Origin of the sequence: Alkalibacillus flavidus, assembly GCF_040545925.1 — a bacterium.
Lineage (GTDB): Bacteria > Bacillota > Bacilli > Bacillales > Alkalibacillaceae > Alkalibacillus > Alkalibacillus flavidus.
This window is the reverse complement of sequence record NZ_JBEPMX010000003.1, coordinates 97,685-121,776: the sequence shown is the minus strand read 5'-3', so window position 1 is coordinate 121,776 and position 24,092 is coordinate 97,685. Positions and strand designations below refer to the sequence as shown.

The following is a 24,092-nucleotide window of genomic DNA, read 5'->3' as shown; positions in this document are numbered from 1 at the left end:
TATCTTCCGTCTTGATAAGGCGGGAGATTTTTTATGTAAAATCCAAGTTTTTTAATTGACGAAAGGCGTCTTTAGCGACTAAAGTAATCTATGTAATTATAATTCCGATTAAATTTATCAGAAAAGGAGTTTTTAAAGTGGCGACAAAAGTTCAGCCAGTGAGTGAAGTAAAAGATCCTGTGTCGGTTCCGAAAGACGAGGCAGGTTTAAATAAACCGCAAATGAAGTTGATTATAGCTGCGTTAATTGTAGCGGCGGGGTTAATGATTCATTTGATGGTGTCTTATAGTGGGGTGCAAGCGTTGTTGCTTGTGATTGGCCTACTGTTAGGTTATACGTTGTTTCATGCACGCTTTGGTTTTACGTCAGCTTTCCGTCGGTTTATGTCGGTTGGTAATGGAAAAGCGCTCCGTTCGCATATGGTCATGTTAGCAGTAGCGGTGACGTTGTTTGCGCCGATTTTGGCGTTTGGCCTTTCTTTTTTTGATACAGGAGTATCTGGGTATGTGGCGCCTGTCGGTGTTAGTGTAGTTGTCGGTGCCTTTTTATTCGGTGTCGGCATGCAGTTAGGTGGCGGTTGTGCATCGGGTACGCTTTACGCTGTTGGCGGCGGGCGTACAGTGATGATCGTGACGTTACTGTTCTTTATTGTTGGCTCGACGATTGGCGCGGCTCACTTGCCGTTTTGGACAGAAGATTTGCCAGCGTATCAACCGGTGTCACTCGCTGAGACGACTGGTTTCGGCTACGGTGGTGCGTGGTTGTTATCGATTGCGATTTTCGGCTTAGTCGCTTGGTTAACGCTTGTGATTGAGCGTCGTCGTAGTGCACCGAAAATGGCATCTGTTCCATCGACTAAGGGGTGGAAGCGTCTGTTTCGCGGGTCTTGGCCGTTGTTTGCGGCGGCGATTGCGCTTGCAGTATTAAACGCGCTAACGCTTATGACGCGTGGCTCGCCTTGGGGTGTGACGTCGGCTTTCGCGCTTTGGGGATCGAAAGTGGCGGATTTCTTTGGCATGGATGTGGCGAGCTGGGCGTACTGGCAAGGTGAGAGTGCGGCAGCGCTTGAGGCATCGATTTTGACGGATTCGACGACGGTGTTGAATTTTGGTGTCATCTTAGGTGCGTTTATCGCGTCTGCTGCGGGTGGTTTGTTTAAATTTACCCGCTTGACTAAAGGTAATGTGTCGGCTGCTGTGATCGGTGGTTTATTCATGGGTTACGGGGCGCGCCTAGCGTTCGGTTGTAATATCGGGGCGTACTTCGGTGGTATTGCATCGTTCAGCCTGCACGGTTATATTTGGGGCTTTATGGCACTTGCAGGAACGTTCTTAGCCCTGTATTTACGGCCATTGTTCGGCTTGTCTGTTCCAAAACCGAAAGATTCATTCTGTTAAATCAATCCCTTATGCGCGGTGATACGCATAAGGGATTTTTGATTCGATCAATATGTTACGTGATTCTGTCACATTGACTTAGGATTCTTGCAAAAGTAATGTGGAATCTATCACTTTATGGTATGATACTTGCACAATAATCGATAATGTGTATATGTTGGTAAATAAAGGGAGGCGTTCGGATGACGATCGATACACCGCAGTTATGTTTAGATTTGCCGACGATGGAGCGGAATGTAGAACGTTTGGCAGCGTTTGCGCGCGAGAATGACTTAACGTTTCGTCCGCATGTCAAAACGCATAAAAGTAAGCGGATTGCACGAATGCAAGTAGATGCTGGGGCGGTCGGTGTGACGGTCGCGACGTTGGATGAAGCAGTGGTCATGATTGAAGCGGGTGTGCCGTCTGTGATGATCGCCTATCCTGTGACGAAAGCGGTTAAAATCGAACGGTTAAAGGCGTTAACGAAGCGAGCGCACGTCATCGTGAGCGTGGATACAACGGTCGGCGCGGATTTGTTGAGTGAGGCGTTTTCGGATGCACCCATTGAGGTTTGGATGAAAGTGAATTCAGGTTTGAACCGTTGTGGGGTTGAGCCTGGCGATGAAGCGGTTGAACTTGCGCGGTACATAACGGATTTGCCTGGCTTACAATTAACAGGGATTTATACGCATGCTGGGCACGCATATGGTGCAGCGTCAGATGAAGAACGCCAAACGATTGCGCAAGCTGAGGCTGACAGTGTCGTGAGGAGCGCAGCAAAGTGTGAAGCAGCAGGAATCGCGATTAAGCACCGTAGTGTAGGGACGACGCCGACAGTTTTTGAAGCGGGGCGTTATGACGGTGTGACGGATATTCGCCCGGGGAATGCGATGTTTTACGATATGGTGCAAGTTGGACTTGGTGTTGTAGACGTGTCTGATTGTGCCGTCACCGTTAAAACGACAGTCGTATCGAAACAACACGGGCGACTCGTGATTGATGCGGGCAGTAAGGCGTTGTCGCTTGAAAAAGGCGCGCATGGTCATGCGTCGGTCGTTGGATTTGGTCGTGTTGTCGGTTATCCGGAATTGATTATTGATAAGGTGAGTGAAGAGCATGGCGTCATTCCGATCAAAGCGAATTGTCCGTTAGAGATTAATGATACGATTGACGTTATTCCAAACCATGCCTGTGTAACGGTCAATTTATTTGATCATTATGCTGTGTCAAATGGTGAATGGTGGCCAGTTGATGCTCGCGGAGGGTCGAAATAATTTTTGTCACGATGATTCATAAAAGGTCTGCTCGTATCGCATATTAAAGCGTAAGGAGGCGATCGTTTATGAGTGATCAAGAAAAGGCCAATGACGGTGTCAAACCTGAGATGATCGACCATGGTGTCATCGTAAAACCTAAAGGCGATCAGTGGCACGTCTATTTCGTCGGTGAAGAAGATGATTATGAAACGTTTGATACGGAGGAAGACGCGTTAAATCGAGCAGATGACATGTCAGATGAATACGAATCATTCGTTCAATTGCTCGACGAAGACGGCGATGTCGATGGGAATATGACGTATGATGATGTGCCATAAAAAAAGCAGTGGTAGCTGAACCACTGCTTTTCCTTATGTTAACTATGATAAGCGGCGGCGATTTGGCCTGCGACTTCTGCGTTGTGATAAACGAGTGCGAGGTTGGTCTCAAGGCTCTTACCGTCCGTTAGCGATTTAACGCGACTTAAAATAAACGGTGTTACATCTTTACCTGTCACATTGTCGGCTTTCGCTTCACTTAAAGCTTGTTCGATCACGCTTTCGATCTCGTTAAACGGAATTTCGGATGCTTTAGGGACAGGGTTTGCCACAACAGCCCCGCCGTCTAAGCCTAACTGCCACTTCGTTTGGAGTGTCTTCGCAACGTCTGCTGGGTTATCGATACTGAAATCGACGCCAAATTCGCTTTCGCGTGAATAGAATGACGGGAACGCGTTCGTCTTGTAGCCGACGACCGGTACGCCATGTGTTTCTAGATATTCAAGTGTTCGTCCGATATCTAGGATTGATTTCGCTCCAGCGCAAACAACGGCGACATTCGTTTGGGCGAGTTCTTGTAAGTCAGCTGATACGTCCCACGTATATTCGCCTTCGCGGTGGACACCACCAATACCGCCTGTTGCGAACACGCGAATGCCTGCTAAATTAGCCGCAATCATCGTACCGGCAACCGTCGTCGCACCCGTTTCTTGTTTCGCGATGATATGTGCGAAATCACGACGGCTCACTTTGTGAATGCCTTCTTCTGTCGCGAAGGTATATAATTCATCTTCGGTTAAACCGATTTTAATTTTGCCATCCATGAGGCCGATTGTGGCAGGTACAGCGCCTTGCTCGCGAATGATATTTTCAACTTTTTTCGCCATATCCATATTTTCTGGGTAGGGTAATCCGTGTGAAATGATCGTTGATTCTAGCGCGACGACGGGCTTGCCGCTTTCTAATGCATCGCGCACCTCATCTGTATAAGATAAAAATTGTTCCATCTTAATTCAACTCCTTCAATTTGTTATAGACCGTTTCGACGGATAAATCTTCTGCACAAGACTGTTCTGACTCTAAGGTGACAGTCGCGCAACCAAGTCCAAAACGACAAGATTCACTGAGTGACATTTGTTGGGTTTCTCCGTAAATTACACCTGAAGTAAAGGCGTCACCAGCCCCTGTAACATCCTTAACATCTACGGGTAATGCTTCGATAAAACCTGATTCCTCTTGGTTATAGTAATAAATACCTTTAGCGCCTAAGGTTAAGACAACCTGTTGGACACCTTGGTCGAGCAACTTCTGGCAAGCTACGGCGTAATCTTGTTCTTGATCAATTGTGACACCTGATAAGGTTTCAGCTTCCTCTTGATTAGGCAAGATTGTGTGTACGCCTATCAGATCTTTGGGTAGTTTTTCAGCCTTAATCGATGATACTGGGTCAACAAAAACCGTTAATTGCTGTTTAGCTGATTGTTCAATGACTTCTTGTAAGGCATCAGCAGCAATATTCGTATCAAGAAAAATCGCATTAGCTTGCTTTATATGAGACCATTTTTGTTGAATGAGCTGTTTTGTTAATGCATCGTAAATTGCCATGTCAGCCATTGAGACAACGAGTTCACCACTAGGATCAAGGAAAGCACTGTATGTTCCTGTTCGCTCTTGAGATAAGGTCATCATCATTTGCGTATCAATACCCAGTTTAAAAGATGCATCACGCAACCATTCGCCTTCTTTGTCCTGTCCGACAACAGTGGTCAAGCCAGGTCTTAGATTTAAGCGGGCTAAGTTTTCGGCAACATTACGAGCGACGCCACCTAATGATTCCTCGGTTTTTACAGGGTTTGATGACTGTAGCCGTACTGCTTGTAAGGCGTGGGCTTTACGGTCAACATTAGCACCCCCAACACAAGCAATCGTTTGTTCATCATTAAGGACGTATGCACGCCCTTTAATGCGCCCGGCTTCGATCAGCCGCTTAATATAATTGGCGACAGCTGGACGTGATAGCCCAATCTGATCAGCAAGTTCCTGTTGGGTAATATATGGATTGAATCGTATAATTTGTAGAATCTGTTCCTCTTTATCCACGGACTCACCTCCTTAAAATGAAAGCGTTTCACTATCTATAACAAAAGTTTAAAATATAAACATTTGTTTGTAAAGTGAAAAATATTTATGTTTTAAACTTTTATCAGTTAATAGAGTTTGAGTCAATCTATTTATTAGTCCATCAAAAAACGAGTTAACGAGTTTCCTATTGTCGCATCTTAATTTTAAGGATAAACTGAATGTGATTATAATTAAGGGAGCTAAGCTCTATGTTGAAAAAAGTATCACTCCGAACAAAAATATTAACGTCCGTTATTTCGCTGCTATTAATTGTGACAGTCTTTATTACAGGCGTTTACTCATACATAGAATGGAATCAGACAAAAGAACAAATGGGGCAGCGAGCGCTTGATGTTGCGACTTCTATCTCCTTAACACCAGAAATCATTGAAGCCTTTGATGATGAGAACCCATCTGAGACGATTCAACCAATAGCTGAGAGCATTCGTGAACAAGTCGGGGCAGAATTTATCGTCGTTGGAAACGAAAATAGTATTCGTTATTCTCATCCAATTGAAGAGCGAATTGGAAAACGCATGGTTGGTGGCGATAATGATCAAGCATTAATTGATGAAGAGTATTATACCTCAGAAGCAGTTGGTTCACTCGGGCCTTCGTTACGCGGGAAAGCGCCGATTTTTAACGAGCAAAATGAGGTGATTGGCCTTGTATCTGTTGGGTTTATGATTGAGGATATACGAAGTGCGATTTTCGATCGACTGCAAATCGTCTTTATCATTGCAGCTATTATTCTAGCTGTTGGTATAGTAGGAAGTATCGCCTTAACTAGGAGCATTCGTGATGATATTTTAGGACTGGAACCGCATGAGATTGTGAGTTTCTACCGCGAACGAAAAGCCGTATTACGTTCGGTGAAAGAAGGCATCATCGCAATAGATGGCGATGGCTATATTACGATTATGAACCATTCAGCGCGCGAAATGTTAGATCTAAATGAAGACATGAAATATCAACATATCAATGATATTCTACCCAATACAAAAATGCTAGATGTGCTTCATCAGGGCGAAGCAATGTATGACGATGAGATGATGTTAAAGGACCGAGTCTATATTGTAAATCGCATGCCAATTTTAGAAGATGGTGAAGTCGTAGGCGCTGTTGCGAGTTTCCGTGATCGAACAGAATTACAGGGTATGATTAATACGTTGTCAGAAGTGAAGCGGTATTCGGAGGATCTGAGAGCTCAAACACATGAGTACACGAATAAATTGCATGTGTTATCGGGTTTACTTCAACTAGGTCATTACGATGAAGCCATTAACATGATTCAAGAAGAGTCGAAACAGCATCACCAGCAAACGAAAACGTTATTTTCTAGCATTGAAGATCAAGCTATACAAGCCATTTTACTCGGAAAATTAGGCAAAGCATCAGAACAAAAAGTAAACTTAACTATTGATGCTGCAAGCGCGTGTGCTCCGTTACCAGCGCGAGTAAGTACGTCAAAGCTTGTGACGATCCTAGGTAATTTAATCGATAATGCCTTTGAAGCAGTCCAAAATCAAGAAGATGCTCAGGTGACTTTTTCCGTAATGGATTACGGTCGAGATGTGATTTTTGAAGTGAGTGATAATGGACTAGGTATTTCAACGGAAGATCAACAGACGATTTTCGATAAAGGGTATTCCACGAAAGGTTATGATTTTGATCGGGGTTATGGATTATCGGTTGTCGATGAAGTGGTTAATGAACTAGGTGGATCAATTGAGTTGTCGAGTCAAATCAGTCAAGGAACAGTCTTCACTGTTTATATTCCGAAAGAAAGCAGGTGTTGAATGTGACGTTAAAAATAGCCATTACAGAAGATGATTACCGTGTCGCTTCTATTCATGAGGGGTTCTTAGAGAAAGTGCCTGATTGTGAGGTTGCCTTCAAGGCGTTGACAGCAGAAGACACATTAATGAAATTGAACCATCATGATGTGGACCTAATATTGTTGGATATTTACATGCCTGATCGTTTGGGGACAGAGATCATAGCTGAAATAAAAACCATTCACCCTCATATTGGCATCATCATGATTAGTGCAGGAACTGATCGTGACATCGTCGAACAAGCCTTACAGAATGGTGTCTTTGATTATATTATTAAGCCGGTCACGATTGAACGATTTGTTGAAGCGGTTGAATCTTTTAAACAGTTTCGGGCTACATTAGACGAACGAGAAGAGGTTGACCAACGTTTCTTAGATGACTATTTCGGTCGACAAAAAGGCGGAAAAAATGAGTCCTTGCCAGAAAATACACCGAAAGGCATTGATCCATTAACACTTAAGAAGGTTCAAGACATTTTGCAAAAAGAAGTTGGGATCACAGCAGAAGAAATGGGCGAACAAATGGGTGCATCTCGAACGACAGCAAGACGATACTTAGAATATTTGATTTCAGAAAATGAATGCCAAGCAGAATTAGAATATGGAATTGTTGGTCGGCCAGAGCGACGCTACTACAAGAGCTGAGGATTAAACCTCGGCTCTTTTTTTACGAAACCGTGAACAAAATGAACAAAATACTAAAAATGAATCTAATGTCACTTATTTTGAAAACGGTTACATATTTAATTGTTTGAATTATCATAGAAATCACTCAAGAAATTATGACAATTCATTAAACATTTTAGGAGGTTTATTTATGAGGAAGGTTCTTGCAGGTTCACTATTTGCGCTTATGCTCGTTGTTTTAGCAGCATGCGGTGGGGGAGATAGTGAATCAACCGAAGGAAACGGAAGCAACGACGGGTCATCAGAGAACAGTGGTGACAATGGAGAATCAAGTTCAGAAAGCAGTTGGACACCAGAAAGCTCAATTGAAATTGTGGCACCAGCTGGAGCAGGCGGTGGCTGGGATACGACAGCTCGTATGACCGCGCAAACGCTTACAGAAGAAGGCATTATTGAACAAGACATGGGTGTTGTAAACAAACCAGGTGCAGGTGGTGCTGTTGGTTGGTCTTATATCGCAAACCAGAATAACCCACATAACATTTTCGTATCATCTTCACCATTACTATTAGTACCTTTAAACGGTCAATCAGAACATACTTATGAAGACTTTACACCGATCGCAAACGTGATTGCAGACTACGGTGCATTTGTGGCAGCTCCAGATGCTAAATGGGATACATTAGATGAGTTATTCCAAGACATGAAAGATGGAAATGCATCTGACATTACAGTTGTTGGTACATCTGCTCCTGGTAGTATGGACCATATTCAATTCATTCGTTTCGCACGTGCAGCAGGTGTTGACGTGTCAAACATCAGTTATGTATCTGACCCAGATGCAGGTGGTGTCACGCAAGTCATGAACGGCAGTGCTGATGTATTTTCAACAGGAATTGGTGATGTGACAGAGCAGATCCGTTCAGGTGACGTGAAACCATTAGCTGTTACATCTGAGGAGCGCTTAGACGGCGAAACTTTAGGAGAAATTCCAACAGCAAAAGAACAAGGTATTGACGAAACATTCGTTAACTGGAGAGGTTTCTTTGGCCCACCAGATATGACAGAAGCTCAAGTTACTTACTATGAAAACAAGTTAAAAGAAATGAGCGATTCAGAAGCCTTTGCTGATATTCGCGAAAACTACGCTTGGGATGAAATGTATATGGATAGTGAAGAGTATCAGACGTTCCTAGAAGAAGAAAATGAAGTATTTAAAGATATTTTAAGTGATCTAGGAATGTTAGAGGAATAATGAATGGTTTGGAAGTCAACGGATATTCCGTTGGCTTCTGATTATTTTTTGATCTATGCCAGAGGAGGTGTCATTGATGACCCGAAACGTTAACAGAATAATCGGCCTGATTTTAGCGTTGTTGGCTACAGGTTATTTATTGTTGAGTTATCAGTTACCAACATATGACTATATTCCAATTGATGCTGATGTGGTTCCGAAAGCTTTGGGTTGGTTGTTATTAGTTTTATCAGTCGTCTTATTCTTTTCAAAAGATCAGGACTCAGAAGAGCAGAAAGCCAAGCGTTATGTCGCAAAAAAAGATGTTAAAGCTATGGCCGGTGTTTTTGGGATCACTTTAATTTATATCATGCTACTTGAAGTGATTGGCTTTATTGTGATGACGAGTCTATTCGTCTTTTTCTGTTCACTCTTTTTAGGATACCGTCAACATGTCGTGAATGCGATTGTGTCGATTAGTTTTCCTATATTTATTTATAGTATTTTCGTCTTTTTACTCAATATTAATCTACCGCAAGGCATATTACCATTGTAAAGGAGGGGAAGCATGGGTAGTTTAGAAGGAATCTTAACTGGCTTTCAAGTAGCCATTAGTTTAGAAGGAATTATGTTTGTATTGCTCGGGGTTTTCGTCGGGACATTTATCGGAATGTTGCCCGGTTTAGGTCCAATTACGGCGATTGCCATTATGATACCCATTACATATGGAATGGACCCTGCATTAGCCCTCGTTATGATGGCTGGTGTTTACTATGGTGCTGTCTTCGGTGGATCAACTTCATCTATATTATTAAATGCACCAGGTATTTCAGGAACAGTAGCCTCGTCATTTGATGGTTATCCGATGGCGCAAAACGGTCAAGCAGGTAAAGCACTCGCGATTGCAGCGATTTCATCATTTATTGGTGGTACAATCAGTGTTGTTCTATTAATGGCTTTCGCTCCAATGCTTTCGAGTGTGGCTGTCTCGTTTGGTCCGCCAGCCTATTTTTCATTAATGTTACTCGGATTAACCGCTATTGCTAGTTTGTCAGAAGGGTCGACGTTAAAAGCGATGATTTCTGCTGTCGTTGGTTTTATGGTCGCAACGATTGGAATTGACCCACAGACAGGTACGGCTCGTTTTGACTTTGGTGCTCCACACTTATTAGATGGCATCGATTTCTTAGTCATTGCACTCGGTTTATTCGCGATTTCTGAGGTGGGTTATCTCGTAATTAATCGTTTCAAAGGTTCTTTCGCTAGTGCGAAGGAATTAGGCAGTTTAAAATTAACCAAACAAGATATGAAAGATATTAGTGGTCCTGCTGGTCGCCAATCGATTCTAGGATTTATTTTAGGGATTCTACCAGGTGCCGGGGCGACAATCGCGTCTTTTATCGGATATATTTCGGAGAAGCGGATTTCTAAAAATCCTGAGAAATTTGGTAAAGGCTATATCAAAGGTTTAGCTGGTCCAGAGACCGCAAATAATGCCGCGACAAGTGGTGCCTTCGTTCCATTATTAAGTTTAGGTATTCCAGGGTCAGGTACGACGGCTGTTATGCTAGGGGCTTTCTTAGTGCTAGGGATTCAACCTGGACCTATGTTAATGGGTGATCACCCTGATGTATTCTGGGGTGTCATTGCGAGTATGTACATTGGTAATGTGTTCTTATTAGTCTTAAACTTACCACTTATTCCGTACATTGCTCGAGTATTAACAACGCCTCGACCGCTCCTTATTTCACTGGTCATGATGTTCAGTCTAATCGGTGTTTATTCAATTAGTTTCAGTACATTTGACCTTTATTTATTACTTGGTTTTGGTGTGCTTGGTTTCTTGATGCGTATGTTTGCATTCCCAGCGCCACCATTTATTCTAGCGTTTATTCTAGGTGGCATGATGGAGCAATCCTTTAGACAGGCGATGACGAGTTCGCAAGGTAATCTATCTGTCTTCTTTACGAACAATATTTCATTAGCGCTAATTATTCTATCAGTGCTTTCATTCGCATTCCCGATTATTCAATCGATGCGTCAAAAGAAAAAACAAGCATAGAAGGTCGTTAATATGTTAAACATTTTAAAATCAAATCGTGCTGTATTGTTGATTTGGGCGGTGATGATCGGTGGGTTTGTTTTTGCAAAACTAACCGTTCTAGAACCACTTGCATCGAATCAACAATACACATTATTGGTTTTAGTGATTGCGATTTATTTATGGACTTTATCCACCATGCCCCAAGGTGCTTCCAGTATCTTTGTGCTAGCGCTCATGATTGCACTGGGTGTTGTTGATGAACCAGATCAGGCGTTTCAAGGTTTCTTGACGTCTGGTCTTTATTTTATTGTGCTTTTATCACTAATTAGCCAGGTACTCGTCACGGTTGGATTAGACCAAACGATCGCGAGTTGGTTCCAACGATTTAGTGGTGGTCATCTTGGGCGAATTATCATCAGTTTGCCTATACTGATGATTTTGCTGCCGATCTTTTTACCATCTGCAGTTGCACGGTATAAAATTTTAGCCCCGTTAATTACCAAAATGAACGAACTAAATGGGTTAGGGCATGATAGTTTGTTTCATAAATTTGGTTTGTTTGTGATTAGCTTTTTAAATCAAAAGGGAACGTTTATCGTTTTCACTGGAGGCGGTTTTTCCGTCATTGCTTATCAACTCATGGTGGAGTATGGTGTGGTAAACGTTCAGTGGTTAGAATGGATTGGAATCATGGCGCCGCCGTTGTTGGTGATGGCAGTGCTGTCTTCGATTGCCGTCTGGTTATATTTAAAGGCTAAAACAAATGCTCCTTATGAAATGACTGATACTAATTATAGATCAATTAATCAAACTGATGATAAGTATAATCGACACCCCCAGTTTAGGATCGTGGTGTTAGCTTTTGTGGCTATGGTTTCAGCATGGATTGTGACAGATCCCGAAGCTGTTCCAATTATCTTACCACCTATGGCGATGATCGTCTTTTTGGCTTTACCTAGTATTGGCTTAGTCGATAATCAGTTGATTCGCCAGTTTGATTGGGAAACGTTTTTACTGTTGGGCGCTTCATTTTCGTTAGGGTTTATAATGGCTGATAACGGGACAGCTGATGTCATTGCACAAGGCTTGTTACAGCTCGTCCCTAGTGATCTAAATAGTGTGCTGATGGTTGGCTTGATCGTGATATTCATCGTTTTATTACGGATGATGTTTACGAATGGCTCGTCTGCTATTGTCGTCATTTTCCCGATTGTGATGTCGTACGCAGATTTCGTGAACGTCAGTCATGTAGCGCTTGCTTTCCTGACGATGATGGTCGTTGGAGGAATGATTTTAATTCCAATCCATGCACCAACAACGTACTACGCGAGTTTAGCGGGTGTGTTTTCGAAAGGTGAGCAATGGGTAGTCGCGATGATTTCGACCAGTGTTACAAGTGTTGTCGCCATTATCGCAGCGTTTTTATATTGGTAGTAGGAGAGCCTCTCTAGTTTGGAGAGGTTCTTTTTTTATGGAAACATCTAAAATATAAAACGCTACATTTTATTTGTTAAGGTTGCTAGGATTCCTGCAATTTTGAGGGAGATTCCAGCACTTTTGAGGAAGATTCGCTCACTTTTGCGAGGGATTCCTGCAGTTTTGAGGGAGATTCCAGCACTTTTGAGATAGATTCCAGCACTTTTGCGGATGATTCTTTCAGTTTTAGGAAAGATTCTCTCAGTTTCGGGAGATTAGGTATTTTTTCGATTTTAGAAGGGAATTGTGTCGGGATGTCGAATATATAACATAACATGAACATGCTCGTCATAAGTTTGTATTAGCGTGAATGCCTTGGGGCTTGGTATGATAGTATTATGACGCATGAGTTCAAATTTAAACAAGGGGGAGATTTGGATGGAAGAGTACGGTATTTCGCTCGGAACGTATTTTTGGTTATTCGTGCCGATGTTGTTGGTTGTTGTTCTGTCGTTCATATCATGGATGAAAGGGCGTGACAGATCATAATGGATACAGCGACATTATTGACGTTTATTGTTTATCTCGTTGGGATGTTAGTGCTTGGGATTATTGGTTATCGTTTAACGAATAATCTATCGGATTACTTTTTAGGTGGGCGCAAATTAGGCCCAGGTGTTGCGGCGTTAAGTGCTGGCGCATCGGACATGAGTAGTTGGCTCATTCTCGGGTTGCCAGGGACGATTTATTTAAGCGGTCTTGGTGGCGCTTGGATTGCGGTTGGTTTATCAATCGGGGCGTATTTAAACTGGCAATTTATTGCGAAGAGATTGCGTATTTACACAGAAGTCTCCAATAACTCAATAACGATGCCGGATTTTTTGGAAAATCGCTTCCGTGACCATTCGCGTTTGCTTCGGAGTGCATCAGCTGCGGTTATATTGATCTTTTTCACTGTTTATGTCGCGTCAGGATTAGTTGGCGGTGCGGTCTTATTTAGTAATACATTCGGATATGATTATATGGTTGCGTTACTAATTGGTGGCGCTGTTATTATCGCATATACCTTCTTAGGTGGGTTTATTGCGGTAAGTTGGACGGACTTTATTCAAGGTATCATTATGTTTTTAGCGTTAATTGTATTGCCGTTTGTGGCAATCTCTGAATTAGGTGGCTGGAGTGAAACGATTCAAACGGTTGGCGAATTATCAGAGGGCAGTCACTTACAAATGGTTGAAGGCGTTGGTACATTAGCGATTATTTCCTCGCTTGCGTGGGGGCTTGGCTATTTCGGTCAGCCACATATTTTAGTCCGTTTTATGGCGATTCGGTCGCATAAGGATGTTCCGACGGCTCGTTTTATCGGCATGGGATGGATGGTTTTCTCCCTATTTGGTGCGATTTTCGTCGGTCTGGCTGGGTTTGCCTATCTCGGAACGGAGTCGGTGCAGTCAGAGTTGGCTGAGCGAGGGATAAGCGCATCGGTAGAAAATGGGGCGCTTATGTTAGCGAATGAAGAAGCGGTCTTTATTGCGATGTCGCAATTGTTGACGCACCCAGTTGTCGCAGGGGTCTTGCTGGCAGCGATTTTAGCAGCAATTATGAGTACCGTTGACTCGCAGCTACTTGTGTCATCATCCGCTGTGGCTGAGGACTTTTACAAAGGCTTCTTCCGCAAAAATGCCTCTAATAATGAGTTGATCTGGGTCGCGCGTATTTCGGTTATCATGATTGCGTTAATTGCCTTGATTATCGCAAGTGACGATGAAAGCCGTGTACTCGATCTCGTGGCTAACGCTTGGGCCGGTTTCGGGGCCTCATTCGGTCCGGTTGTTGTTCTTAGTTTGTTCTGGAAACGTTTAACGCGAAACGGTGCCTTAGCAGGTATCATTGTCGGCGCTGTCACCGTGTTAACATGGGATTACATTGATCCGTTTGACGGACTGTATTCGTTAGTGCCAGGTTTCTTATTTGCAACCGTCGCCGCTGTCTTAGTCAGTGTGAACGGCAAAGAACCTGAACAAGAGGTGCAGGATGAGTTTGACCAAGTGCAAGACGTGATTAATTCATAAATAGGATATCGATCGGCGGACACCTTATCGTAAGGGGTGTTCGTCGATTTTTTTGTGTCTAAAGGTGGATGGTACGAGAGGTGGCAAGGTTGGTATGATGATAATCGTCACTCACAACAAGAAAGGATCGAGGCATCATGATGGCACAAGGACACCAAGCGATGGGGCTAGCTTGGGGCGTGGCTGCGGTGACGTTTCAAAGCTGGTTACCCCTATCATTAAATAGCTTACCGGAAACATTATTATTTTTAGCTGTGGTCTTAATTGGCGCATTATTGCCGGATATTGATTCAAAACACTCTAAAATGGGGCGTTACGCGTATCCGATTTTCGCTGGAGTCGTCGCTTTAATCATTATAGGATCTGTCTGGCGTCCTGAGATATTAAGCGTTTTGACAGAGCAGAGCACGAGCTTTTTATTAATCGGAATGGGACTCATTTTACTTATGTTAACGTCACACCGAACGTGGACGCACTCGTTAGTTTTTGTCGTTATGGTGGGCGTGGTATTAACGATGCTACAGACCTCGATTAATATATCGGAAACGTTGCAATATGGCTTTTTAATAGGCGTCGTGTCGCATATATTTGGGGACTTCTTAACGAAGCAAGGCGTGCCATTGTTATACCCGATCAGTCAGAAGCGGTTTAAGTTTGTCGTCTCATTTAAAACAGGGTCGCTGGTTGAACAAGTCGTGGTCATCGGGTTGGTAGGCCTGTCTGTTTGGATGTTGGCGAGTTCTGTGATGCCATTAAATTAAAACCGGAACTTGCCTACGAGAGAACAAGTCCCGGCTTAACTCGATTGTTCATTTTGCGTGTTGGTTTGTTGGTTTTTCACCTCATCTAAATACTGCGTAAAAGCGGACTCTCCCGAATACGACAGGCATAAATACTTATGCGCCCGCGTCATCGCGATATAAAGTAAAGCGGCTTCACGTTGCGTGTCGTCTTCATAAATAAACGGCATCTGGTCAATATTCACGATAAAGACGGCTTGAAAATCGAGCCCTTTACTCGATTCGATCGTGCTAATTTTGACCTGGCCATCGTTTTTCTCGTATTGGCGTTTGCTCGACGGGTTTTCGCTAATCCAATAATGCGGGATGTCATGAGCTTTCAATTGGTGCTGGATCGTACCGATATAGTTTTCGCGCGACATCTTTTTCACCCGATACAAAATCACCATTTCATCAAACGGGACGTGGTGTTCGCGGTTTAGTTTATGAATGACTTGTGAGACGTGCGTCATTTCGTCCACGAACCGGTTCGCTTTATAAATATACGGCTCAGGCCCTTTGCGCGGCGTCGTTTTCGGCGCAATGATCTCCCCTTCGAATTCGTGCTCGGCAACTTTGTGTTGTAATTCCGAATTATGCCGGTAAAAATCCCAAGCAAACCGGACGATTTGCTGCGTATTACGGTAGTTAATCGATAAAATTTTTGACCGACCTTGGAAACTAAGCCCCGTATCCTCGACGTAACTGCGCTTCCGTTTATAAATATTTTGCGCCCGATCTTCAACGAGTAACAGTGATTGAGTCGCTGGATTAAGCAAATGACTAACGAGCGTAAGCCATTCTTGTTCAAAATCTTGCCCTTCGTCGATTAAAATCGCATCGTACTGTGCCGCTAATTGATTATTAGATTTGAGTGATTCGACGAGATTTGGGATTTGTTCGTCTTTTGCTTTAAATTTGTTATATAAAAATGAATGAAAATTATAGACTTCAATAGTGCCGAACGATTGTTTATCACCGCTTTCATCATCAAACAGTGACCCTTGATCGCCTTCGCTTTCCAATTCATTCACTTTCACGTCGATTTGTTGTTGTAAATAATTCGCAAGCGAAATGTTATAACAGAGAATGAGAATGTTCCAATCAGGATTTTCCCTCGCTAAAATCGCTGCTCGCGTCGCTAAGATTAAAGTCTTCCCGCTACCTGCAACGCCACGAATGAGACGATTTTTATCCCCTAAGTTTTTCGCATAATTTTCCTGGTGAATATCCATCGTTTTTAAGTTGTGCATCGACAGCAAAATTTGATCTTGATGCGGCGCCGGTTGTTTAAACTCGCCACTAATACGGACTTCTGGAAACAGCTTATGACGAATCGCATCGATATCAGCTTGTGGCAACGGCTCACGCAACCGGAAATTCACTTTGAACATGTTCATTAATTTTTCGATTAACACGGTTTCGGAAAAGTGACTATGGTCTGGATCAATTTCATCCCGCGCAAAACAAAACTGCGGATCGATCACGCTGTACAATTGCTCACGTGACATTTGTTCGGTATAAAGACGCGAAAAGACAGCCCCATAACCACACGGGAACTTCAAGTTATGCTGATTCTTCCCTTCCGTTTGTAGTAAATGGTTGTCTTTTTTGAGGTGATTCATTAAATGAAACGTGAATTCTTCCGCTTTTTTATACGGATTCTTTTCCATCGCCTGTTGCTGATTGCGCCCGAAAATCAACCACTCATCCTTATTCGCCTTCACAATCGTATTGAGCGTCCAATCCTTCACCTCAAGCACGACCACACCTAAATCAGGCCCGATAACGACAAAATCCGGCCGTCTTCCATGAATTTCAGGCTCATAATACACAATATAATCCTCTGGTAAATAATCCTTTAACGTACGAAACAAAATTCGCTCACCCGACGTTGCGGACGTCCGAATCGTTTCCGGTACCGTATGCGCCATAGCCGTCACCTTCGTATTGTTTGTTAGGGGTAGTTTAACATATTTTGGGGTTTGGGGTTACATGACGAGGTTTTAAATGATATTTTATTTTTAATATTTATATTTTGTTACAATGAAAGGAAACATTTTGTGATTCGGAGGTTGCGTATGAAAAAAGATATTTTCGTTGTGGGTGCAGTTATTATAAAAGATGGCAAAATACTTTGTGCTCAAAGAGGAAATAAATCGACCCTTGATTATAAATGGGAATTTCCTGGTGGCAAAGTGGAAGTAGATGAAACACCTCATGATGCACTTAAGCGCGAGATTGATGAAGAGTTTCAGTGTCAGATTAGCATTGGTGATCAAATAGAACATACAGTTTATGAGTACGATTTTGGAGTGATTCATTTAACGACTTATTACTGCAAATTAATAGACGGAGATCCTGTTTTAACGGAGCATGAAAAAATAAAATGGCTATTACCGAGTGAATTGTCACAGTTAGATTGGGCTCCAGCTGATATACCAGCTATTAAACAAATCGAAGGAGATTTTTCAGTAAATAACGAGTCATAGGGAGGTTATTATATGGAAAGTTTTGTGCAAGAATTAGAAAACTCCCTGAGGAAAGGATTTATTGATCGTTATGTGAAGAGTAGTGAAGCCTACAAACCTCAATTATTGATTAATGATCAACAAAACCGTCACACGGTTTTATCAGCCTTTCATGAAGAGTTAGAGAACTGTCATTCATTTATTTTCTCAGTTGCATTTATCACAGAGAGTGGACTAGCTACGTTAAAAGCATTACTGTATGACCTCAAGAAAAAGGGAGTCAAAGGTAAAATTTTGACATCAACATTTTTACATTTTAATCAACCAAATGTGTTTCGTGAATTATTAAAAGTGACAAATGTTGAAGTGCGTTTAACAGATGTAGAGGGTTTTCACGCAAAAGGATACATATTCGAACGAGATTCTTATCAGTCATTAATTATTGGAAGCTCTAATCTGACAGCGCATGCATTGAAAGTGAATCATGAATGGAATGTAAAGCTAACCTCACATGATAATGGTGAGTTGATCAATCATTTTAAAGAGCAATTTGAAGATGTTTGGGATCAGTCGCAGCCATTAACGTCTGAATGGATTGACCAGTATGAACAAATGTATCAGCCAACTGCTCAGGAACAATGGTCTGACAACGTCTTTGATTTCCCCGGAGAGTATCAATTTAATTCGCTAGAGAAAGCAGTGAATGTCACACCGAACAAAATGCAAGAAGCAGCTTTGCATGAAATAGAAGCGGTCAGAAGCCAGGGGCATGATAAAGGATTGGTTGTATCTGCTACCGGAACAGGTAAAACGTTTTTATCTGCGTTTGATGTCAGGCGCTATAAACCGAAACGGATGTTATTCATTGTTCACCGTGAGCAAATATTGAAAAAAGCATTAGAAGATTATAAGACGATTCTGGGTGGTAAAGATGATGATTACGGCATATTGTCTGGTTCAAGCAAGGATCTGAATGCTAGATATTTGTTTGCGACGATTCAATCAATATCTAAAGATGAAACACTGCAACAATTAGATCCAGAATTATTCGATTACATATTAGTTGATGAGGTCCACAAGGCAGGTGCTCAATCTTACCAAAAAGTGATTAATCATTTCGAACCACAATTTTTAATGGGTATGACTGCAACACCAGAACGTACGGATGATTTTAATATTTATGAGTTATTTGATTACAACATAGCTTATGAAATTCGTTTACAAGAAGCGATGGAAGAAGACATGCTTTCTCCGTTTCACTATTTTGGTGTGACAGACTTTGAAATAAATGGAGAAATAATTGATGACACAACAAAATTGTCGCAGTTAGTCACGAAAGAACGCGTTGATCACGTATTAGAGAAAATACATTATTACGGATATTCCGGTGATCGTGTTCAGGGCTTGATCTTTTGTAGTCAAAGAGAAGAAGCCAAGAAGTTATCGCAGTTGATCAATGAACGAGGCTACAGAACGGTTGCCCTAACAGGTGAAGACTCTCAGGATGTGAGATTAGAATATGTTAATAAACTAGAAAATGGCGAGCTTGATTATATCTTGACGGTCGACATTTTTAATGAAGGAATAGATATTCCATCGATCAATCAAGTGGTCATGTTACGACAAACTGAATCGAGCATTATTTTTGTTCAGCAATTAGGAAGAGGGCTAAGAAAACATGATTCAAAAGATTTTGTGACGGTGATTGATTTTATCGGTAATTACAAGAAAAACTATTTGATTCCTGTTGCTTTATCAGGTGATCATTCACAAAATAAAGATAATATTCGACGAAAAACGGTTGATACAAGTTATATCACAGGTGTATCAACGATAAATTTTGAAGAAGTTGCTAAGAAACACGTTTTTGATTCTATTAACAATGAAAACTTATCGCAGTTAAAAATTTTACGGGAAGAGTTTAAACAGCTTCAGTACAAGCTAGGTGAAATTCCTTATCTATATGATTTTTTAAATCATGAATCGATTGATCCAGAAGTAATTGTTGATAAATACGATAATTACTTTGAATTCTTGCACAAAGTTGGGGTGAAAGATTTACCGAGTGTTGGTCTACAAGAATATAAAATATTAACGATGCTATCCAAAGAAATATTAAATGGTAAACGAATGCATGAGATCGTTCTATTAGAGATGTTAATTAATCACAGTTCGGTTACAGAGGAGTCCTATAAGAGTAGGTTATCCAGTCTTGGATGTGAAATTGATGATAAGACGATTCAATCAGTGAAAAATATATTCACTTTATCTTTTTTCAAAGAGACTGACATGAAAAAGTATGGAGGAGAGTCATTAGTTTCAATTGAACAAAATGAAATATATTTAAACAATACCTTTGTTAAAGGACTAGAAGATGAATTCTTTAAATCATTAGTGTTAGACGTATTGGCCACAGCTAAAGAAAAAGCTGAGTCATACGATGATGATGAGCCGTTTACGCTTTATGAGAAATATTCTCGCAAAGATGCTTGTAAACTATTGGAATGGGATAAAGATGAAAGTTCAACGGTTTATGGGTATAAAGTAAAACATGGGACTTGTCCGATTTTTGTAACATACCATAAACAAGATGTTGAATCGAGTATTGATTACGGTGATGAGTTATTAAGTCCTGACGTTTTCAAATGGTACACCAGAAGTAATCGTTCATTAAAGTCACATGAGGTGCAGAATATTATTCATTCTCAAGATCATGGTATTGATATTCATATTTTCCTAAAGAAAGATGATGATGAAGGGAAAGACTTTTATTATCTAGGGCAGGCGACACCTGACAGAGAAACTGTAGAAGAAGATAAGATGTTGGATAAACACGGGAAGCAAATCCCTGTCGTCCATATGAACATGATGCTGGAACAACCTGTGGAATATCATTTATATAAGTATTTAACTGATGAATAAAATGTTTTTCGATTAATACAAATTCAAAGTACCACGACCTTCAAAAGCATCAACCAACTGTCTAAATTCGGAGACGGGGCTTTTGAAGCGACTTTGGTTTGTTATTGATTATGGACTGGTAACTTTTATTTGAAAAAGGAACAACTGAGGCGTATTATTATATTATAAAGAAAGTATACATTGGAATAAGATGATATGATATTGGGTGTGAAATTTATAGGAGGGGATTGAAGATGAAACCCTTGACCTTAGAAGAGTTGCGACGCCAAAGAAAAAAGAACTTAGAATTATATGGAGACACGATTAAAGAATTTGAACAAGAAGTCAAAAAAATCCTAGATATAATGAAGGTCGATTGCGTCCTAGAGACCCAGTTGAAGCTAAGATTTTAAAAAAACTTAAGGACAACAGAAAATGAATATTGAGCAAGCTAAATATTGATTTAAATTACTTAAAAACACAAAAGCTGAGCAAACGGGAACGACATGAATTAAATGAATGGTTTCAAAAATTGGGAATTGATTATTATGTTTGGTAATATTTGTTTGATGATGAATGAATTAATATAAGTTGACCACATTCCAATTTCGAATGTGGTCTTTTTCGTTAAAAATATCGAGGAGTTATTCTGACTAAAACGAGGGATACGATGAAACAAACAGGTTTAGTTCTAGAAGGTGGCGGCAGTCGCGGGGTTTATTCGGCTGGCGTGTTGCGTTATATGATGGAGCAGGATTGGTATTTGCCGTATACGATTGGTGTGTCGGCGGGGGCTTGTAATGGCTCGTCGTATGTGGCGAGGCAGTTGGACCGGAATCGTCGTGTGAATATTGATTTTGTGGACCATCCGGATTATTTGTCGCTTCGGAATTTGGTGCGGAAGCGGCAGTTGTTCGGGATGGATTTTTTGTTTGATACATTGCCGAATGAGTTAGCGCCATTTGATTATCAGACGTTTGACCAGGCAAAAGAGGATTTTGTTGTGGGTGTGACGGATTGTATGACAGGTGAGGCGTTGTATTACCGAAAGTCGGAATACCCTGATGACATGGTGACGTTGCTTCGGGCGTCGAGTTCCCTTCCGTTAGTGGCCCCTGTTGTCGAGTTTGAAGGGCGTTATTTAATGGATGGTGGGATTGCGGACCCGATTCCGCTTCGCCAGTCAGAACGCGATGGTAACACGAAGCATGTCGTGGTGCTAACGAAAGAACGTGGCTATTACAAAAAACCGCAATCGTTTCGTAGATGGATCCGGCGAAAATACCGGGATTATCCTGGATTGCTTGAGGCGTTGAATCGTCGTCATCACGTGTACAATGACACGCTTGATTATATTTATAAGGAAGAAGCTAAAGGGAATGTGTTTGTCATTAGTCCTTCGAGCGCACCAGAAGTTGGACGTGTCGAACGGAATAAGCAAAAACTGACGGCGCTTTACAATCAAGGCTATCACGATGCGGAAGTCCTCGCGCCGTCGTTAAGACAATTTTTAGAGCAATAATAAAACTGGATGAGTGCGCTCATCCAGTTTTTTGATTAATCGATATCTATTACAATTTTACCTTTGGCGTGGTGGGTTTCGCTTAGCGCGTGGGCGTCGCGAATGCCTTGTTCTGACAGTGGGTAATGATGGCCAATGACAGGTTTGATTTTTTCGTCTTCAAGCAGTTTTGCGATCGCGCGCATTTGCTCTCCGACGGGCTGTAACCAAACGAATCCGGCTTTGACGTTGTGTGCTTCGGCTTGGTTTTCATCAGGTGGTGTAGCGACGGATGCTAGCTTGCCGCTTTCTTTTAACACCTTATAGCTGTGTTCTTGAATTTCGCCGCCGAGCGTGTCGAGGACGAAATCGAAGTCTTCTAATACATCGGTGAAATCTTGTTTTTTGTAATTGACGACTTCATCAGCACCGAGTGAATAAAGAAATTCGACGTTGTGTGTGCTAGCTGTGGTTGCGACGTGGGCACCTGTTATTTTAGCGAGTTGGATCGCCATCGTGCCAACGCCACCAGCACCTGCGTGGATTAACACTTTATCACCTGGTTGGATATCGGCGAAATCGTATAAACATTGCCAAGCCGTCATCGTCGTCAGTGGTACGCCGGCTGCTTCTTGGAATGTAATGTTTTCAGGAATGTGTGCGAGTAAGTGTGCATCAACGGCTGTGTATTCCGCGTATGTGCCTTCGTTCGTTAATTCAGGGCGTGCAAACACGCGGTCACCAATTTGAAAATCGGTTACATCATCGGCGACTTCATCGACGACGCCTGCTGTGTCCCAACCTAAAATGACGGGGAATTCAAACGGGACCATGTCTTGTAAGTAACCAGCACGTAGCTTCCAATCGAGTGGGTTAATCGACGTCGCGTGCTGTTTCACGATCACTTGGCCAGATTCCGGCCTTGGTTTTTCGATCGTTTCTTCGATGAGCTGTTCCTGCCCGCCGTATTCATGTATTCTTATCGCTTGCATAATAGGGTCACTCTCCATTTTTATTTATAATCAGTTACTTATCTATTGTAAGTAAAATAAGTTGGGCGCGACAAATGATGTGCTTGGTTTGATTGGTGATCGACGATATATAGCTGATTGCGACGATTTATGGTAAAACTCGACGATATCGACATCCAGATCATCTTAAATTAAAAATTTTTAAAACATTTAACTAAAAATTTAGATCATTCTGTGCTATGATGCGTAAAAAGGAGTGATATTATGCACAATCATGATCATACGATTCATAAACATTGTCATCATACGGTATGGGATAACAGTTTGGAGCCGATTAAGTCGGTGAAGCCAGGTGAGAGTGTGCATTTCGAAGTGCACGACGCGTCTGGTGGACAATTGTCTGAGAAATCGACGTCGAGTGATGTGCCGAATTTAGATTTTAGCAAAGTAAATCCGGTGACGGGGCCTGTTTATGTGGAAGGCGCAGAACCGGGCGATACGCTTGAAGTGGAGATTGAGCATTTTGGTACGATGAGCTGGGGTTGGACGGCGATTATTCCGGGCTTTGGCTTATTGAATGAGCAATTTCCTGATCCACATTTGAAAATTTGGGATTTAAACAATCAAAATGTGGCGCAGTTTGCGGATGGCATCGAGATTCCGACGAAGCCGTTTCCGGGAACGATCGGTGTAGCGCTGCCTGAAGCGGGTGAGCATAGTGTCGTGCCGCCGCGTCAAAACGGGGGTAATATGGATATTCGTCATTTAACGAAAGGGACGCGTTTGTTTTTACCGGTGTGGGTCGCTGGAGCGCTCTTTTCAGTTGGTGACACGCACGCCGCGCAAGGTGACGGTGAAGTGTGCGGGACAGCGATTGAAGCCCCGATGGAAATTCAGCTTAAGTTCAAGCTACATAAGGGCAAGTCGATCCAAGAACCGCGTTTTATTACGCCAGGCCCACTGACGACAGGCTTAGATGAAAAAGGATATTACGTGACGACTGGTCATAGCGACGACCTCATGACGGCATCGAAAAAAGCGGTGGAGTATATGATTGAGCATCTCGGCGAAACATACGGACTGAGCGATCAGGATGCGTACGCTTTATCAAGTGTCGCAGTCGATTTGAAAATTAGCGAAATCGTCGATGTGCCGAATTATCTCGTCTCAGCTTATTTACCGCAAAAGATTTTTAAGTAATTAAT

The 24,092-nt window shown here is 42.1% G+C and carries 19 protein-coding genes; 15 read left to right on the top strand and 4 right to left on the bottom strand.

What is annotated here, in order from left to right:
- Nucleotides 1-137 precede the first annotated feature (137 nt).
- The 3 genes from ABID56_RS04540 (at nucleotide 138) to ABID56_RS04530 (ending at nucleotide 2,973) form a co-directional block, all read left to right on the top strand.
- Nucleotides 138-1,397, top strand: a complete 1,260-nt coding sequence (locus ABID56_RS04540) for a YeeE/YedE family protein (RefSeq protein ID WP_354219430.1) — start codon at nucleotides 138-140, stop codon at nucleotides 1,395-1,397.
- A gap of 182 nt (nucleotides 1,398-1,579) precedes the next feature.
- Nucleotides 1,580-2,653 (top strand): alanine racemase, encoded by a 1,074-nt coding sequence (locus tag ABID56_RS04535; protein ID WP_354219429.1) that lies wholly within the window; start codon nucleotides 1,580-1,582, stop codon nucleotides 2,651-2,653.
- A 68-nt stretch (nucleotides 2,654-2,721) separates the two neighbouring features.
- Entirely contained in the window at nucleotides 2,722-2,973 is a 252-nt protein-coding gene (locus ABID56_RS04530; protein ID WP_354219428.1) for a hypothetical protein, read from the top strand.
- 38 nt (nucleotides 2,974-3,011) lie between these two features.
- Here ABID56_RS04530 and ABID56_RS04525 read toward each other — a convergent pair whose 3' ends face one another.
- Nucleotides 3,012-3,920, bottom strand: a complete 909-nt coding sequence (locus ABID56_RS04525) for a pseudouridine-5'-phosphate glycosidase (RefSeq protein WP_354219427.1) — start codon at nucleotides 3,918-3,920, stop codon at nucleotides 3,012-3,014.
- 1 nt (nucleotide 3,921) lies between these two features.
- The gene (locus ABID56_RS04520; RefSeq protein WP_354219426.1) at nucleotides 3,922-5,013 is read right to left on the bottom strand and encodes a carbohydrate kinase; all 1,092 of its coding nucleotides are present in this window, start codon (nucleotides 5,011-5,013) and stop codon (nucleotides 3,922-3,924) included.
- Between the two features lie 230 nt (nucleotides 5,014-5,243).
- On the opposite strand from ABID56_RS04520, the gene ABID56_RS04515 reads away from it, so the two are divergent.
- The 8 genes from ABID56_RS04515 (at nucleotide 5,244) to ABID56_RS04480 (ending at nucleotide 15,025) form a co-directional block, all read left to right on the top strand.
- Nucleotides 5,244-6,833, top strand: coding sequence for an ATP-binding protein (locus ABID56_RS04515; protein ID WP_354219425.1), 1,590 nt, complete (start codon nucleotides 5,244-5,246; stop codon nucleotides 6,831-6,833).
- Between the two features lie 2 nt (nucleotides 6,834-6,835).
- Entirely contained in the window at nucleotides 6,836-7,516 is a 681-nt protein-coding gene (locus ABID56_RS04510) for a response regulator (RefSeq protein WP_354219424.1), read from the top strand.
- A gap of 172 nt (nucleotides 7,517-7,688) precedes the next feature.
- Complete coding sequence (locus ABID56_RS04505) at nucleotides 7,689-8,753, top strand: tripartite tricarboxylate transporter substrate binding protein (protein ID WP_354219423.1); 1,065 nt, start codon at nucleotides 7,689-7,691, stop codon at nucleotides 8,751-8,753.
- Nucleotides 8,754-8,829: 76 nt separating this feature from the next.
- On the top strand, nucleotides 8,830-9,288 hold the full coding sequence (locus ABID56_RS04500) for a tripartite tricarboxylate transporter TctB family protein (protein ID WP_354219422.1): 459 nt from the start codon (nucleotides 8,830-8,832) through the stop codon (nucleotides 9,286-9,288).
- A gap of 12 nt (nucleotides 9,289-9,300) precedes the next feature.
- Entirely contained in the window at nucleotides 9,301-10,794 is a 1,494-nt protein-coding gene (locus ABID56_RS04495; RefSeq protein ID WP_354219421.1) for a tripartite tricarboxylate transporter permease, read from the top strand.
- A 12-nt stretch (nucleotides 10,795-10,806) separates the two neighbouring features.
- The gene (locus ABID56_RS04490) at nucleotides 10,807-12,210 is read left to right on the top strand and encodes an SLC13 family permease (protein ID WP_354219420.1); all 1,404 of its coding nucleotides are present in this window, start codon (nucleotides 10,807-10,809) and stop codon (nucleotides 12,208-12,210) included.
- Nucleotides 12,211-12,740: 530 nt separating this feature from the next.
- Complete coding sequence (gene putP, locus ABID56_RS04485; RefSeq protein WP_354219419.1) at nucleotides 12,741-14,264, top strand: sodium/proline symporter PutP; 1,524 nt, start codon at nucleotides 12,741-12,743, stop codon at nucleotides 14,262-14,264.
- A 140-nt stretch (nucleotides 14,265-14,404) separates the two neighbouring features.
- Nucleotides 14,405-15,025, top strand: coding sequence for a metal-dependent hydrolase (locus ABID56_RS04480; protein WP_354219418.1), 621 nt, complete (start codon nucleotides 14,405-14,407; stop codon nucleotides 15,023-15,025).
- A 35-nt stretch (nucleotides 15,026-15,060) separates the two neighbouring features.
- Here ABID56_RS04480 and ABID56_RS04475 read toward each other — a convergent pair whose 3' ends face one another.
- Nucleotides 15,061-16,977, bottom strand: coding sequence for a 3'-5' exonuclease (locus tag ABID56_RS04475; RefSeq protein WP_354219417.1), 1,917 nt, complete (start codon nucleotides 16,975-16,977; stop codon nucleotides 15,061-15,063).
- Nucleotides 16,978-17,124: 147 nt separating this feature from the next.
- Here ABID56_RS04475 and ABID56_RS04470 point away from each other — a divergent pair, with 147 nt between their 5' ends.
- The 3 genes from ABID56_RS04470 to ABID56_RS04460 all read left to right on the top strand — a co-directional run bounded on the left by ABID56_RS04470 (nucleotide 17,125) and on the right by ABID56_RS04460 (nucleotide 21,937).
- On the top strand, nucleotides 17,125-17,535 hold the full coding sequence (locus ABID56_RS04470) for a (deoxy)nucleoside triphosphate pyrophosphohydrolase (RefSeq protein WP_354219416.1): 411 nt from the start codon (nucleotides 17,125-17,127) through the stop codon (nucleotides 17,533-17,535).
- 12 nt (nucleotides 17,536-17,547) lie between these two features.
- Nucleotides 17,548-20,436 carry a DEAD/DEAH box helicase gene (locus ABID56_RS04465; RefSeq protein ID WP_354219415.1) on the top strand — a complete coding sequence of 963 codons (2,889 nt, stop codon included), beginning with the start codon at nucleotides 17,548-17,550 and terminating at the stop codon, nucleotides 20,434-20,436.
- A gap of 649 nt (nucleotides 20,437-21,085) precedes the next feature.
- Complete coding sequence (locus ABID56_RS04460) at nucleotides 21,086-21,937, top strand: patatin-like phospholipase family protein (protein ID WP_354219414.1); 852 nt, start codon at nucleotides 21,086-21,088, stop codon at nucleotides 21,935-21,937.
- Between the two features lie 35 nt (nucleotides 21,938-21,972).
- Here the strand turns inward: ABID56_RS04460 and ABID56_RS04455 are convergent, their stop codons facing one another.
- Nucleotides 21,973-22,908, bottom strand: coding sequence for an NADP-dependent oxidoreductase (locus tag ABID56_RS04455; RefSeq protein ID WP_354219413.1), 936 nt, complete (start codon nucleotides 22,906-22,908; stop codon nucleotides 21,973-21,975).
- A gap of 243 nt (nucleotides 22,909-23,151) precedes the next feature.
- Here ABID56_RS04455 and ABID56_RS04450 point away from each other — a divergent pair, with 243 nt between their 5' ends.
- Nucleotides 23,152-24,087 (top strand): acetamidase/formamidase family protein, encoded by a 936-nt coding sequence (locus tag ABID56_RS04450; protein WP_354219412.1) that lies wholly within the window; start codon nucleotides 23,152-23,154, stop codon nucleotides 24,085-24,087.
- Nucleotides 24,088-24,092 lie beyond the last annotated feature (5 nt).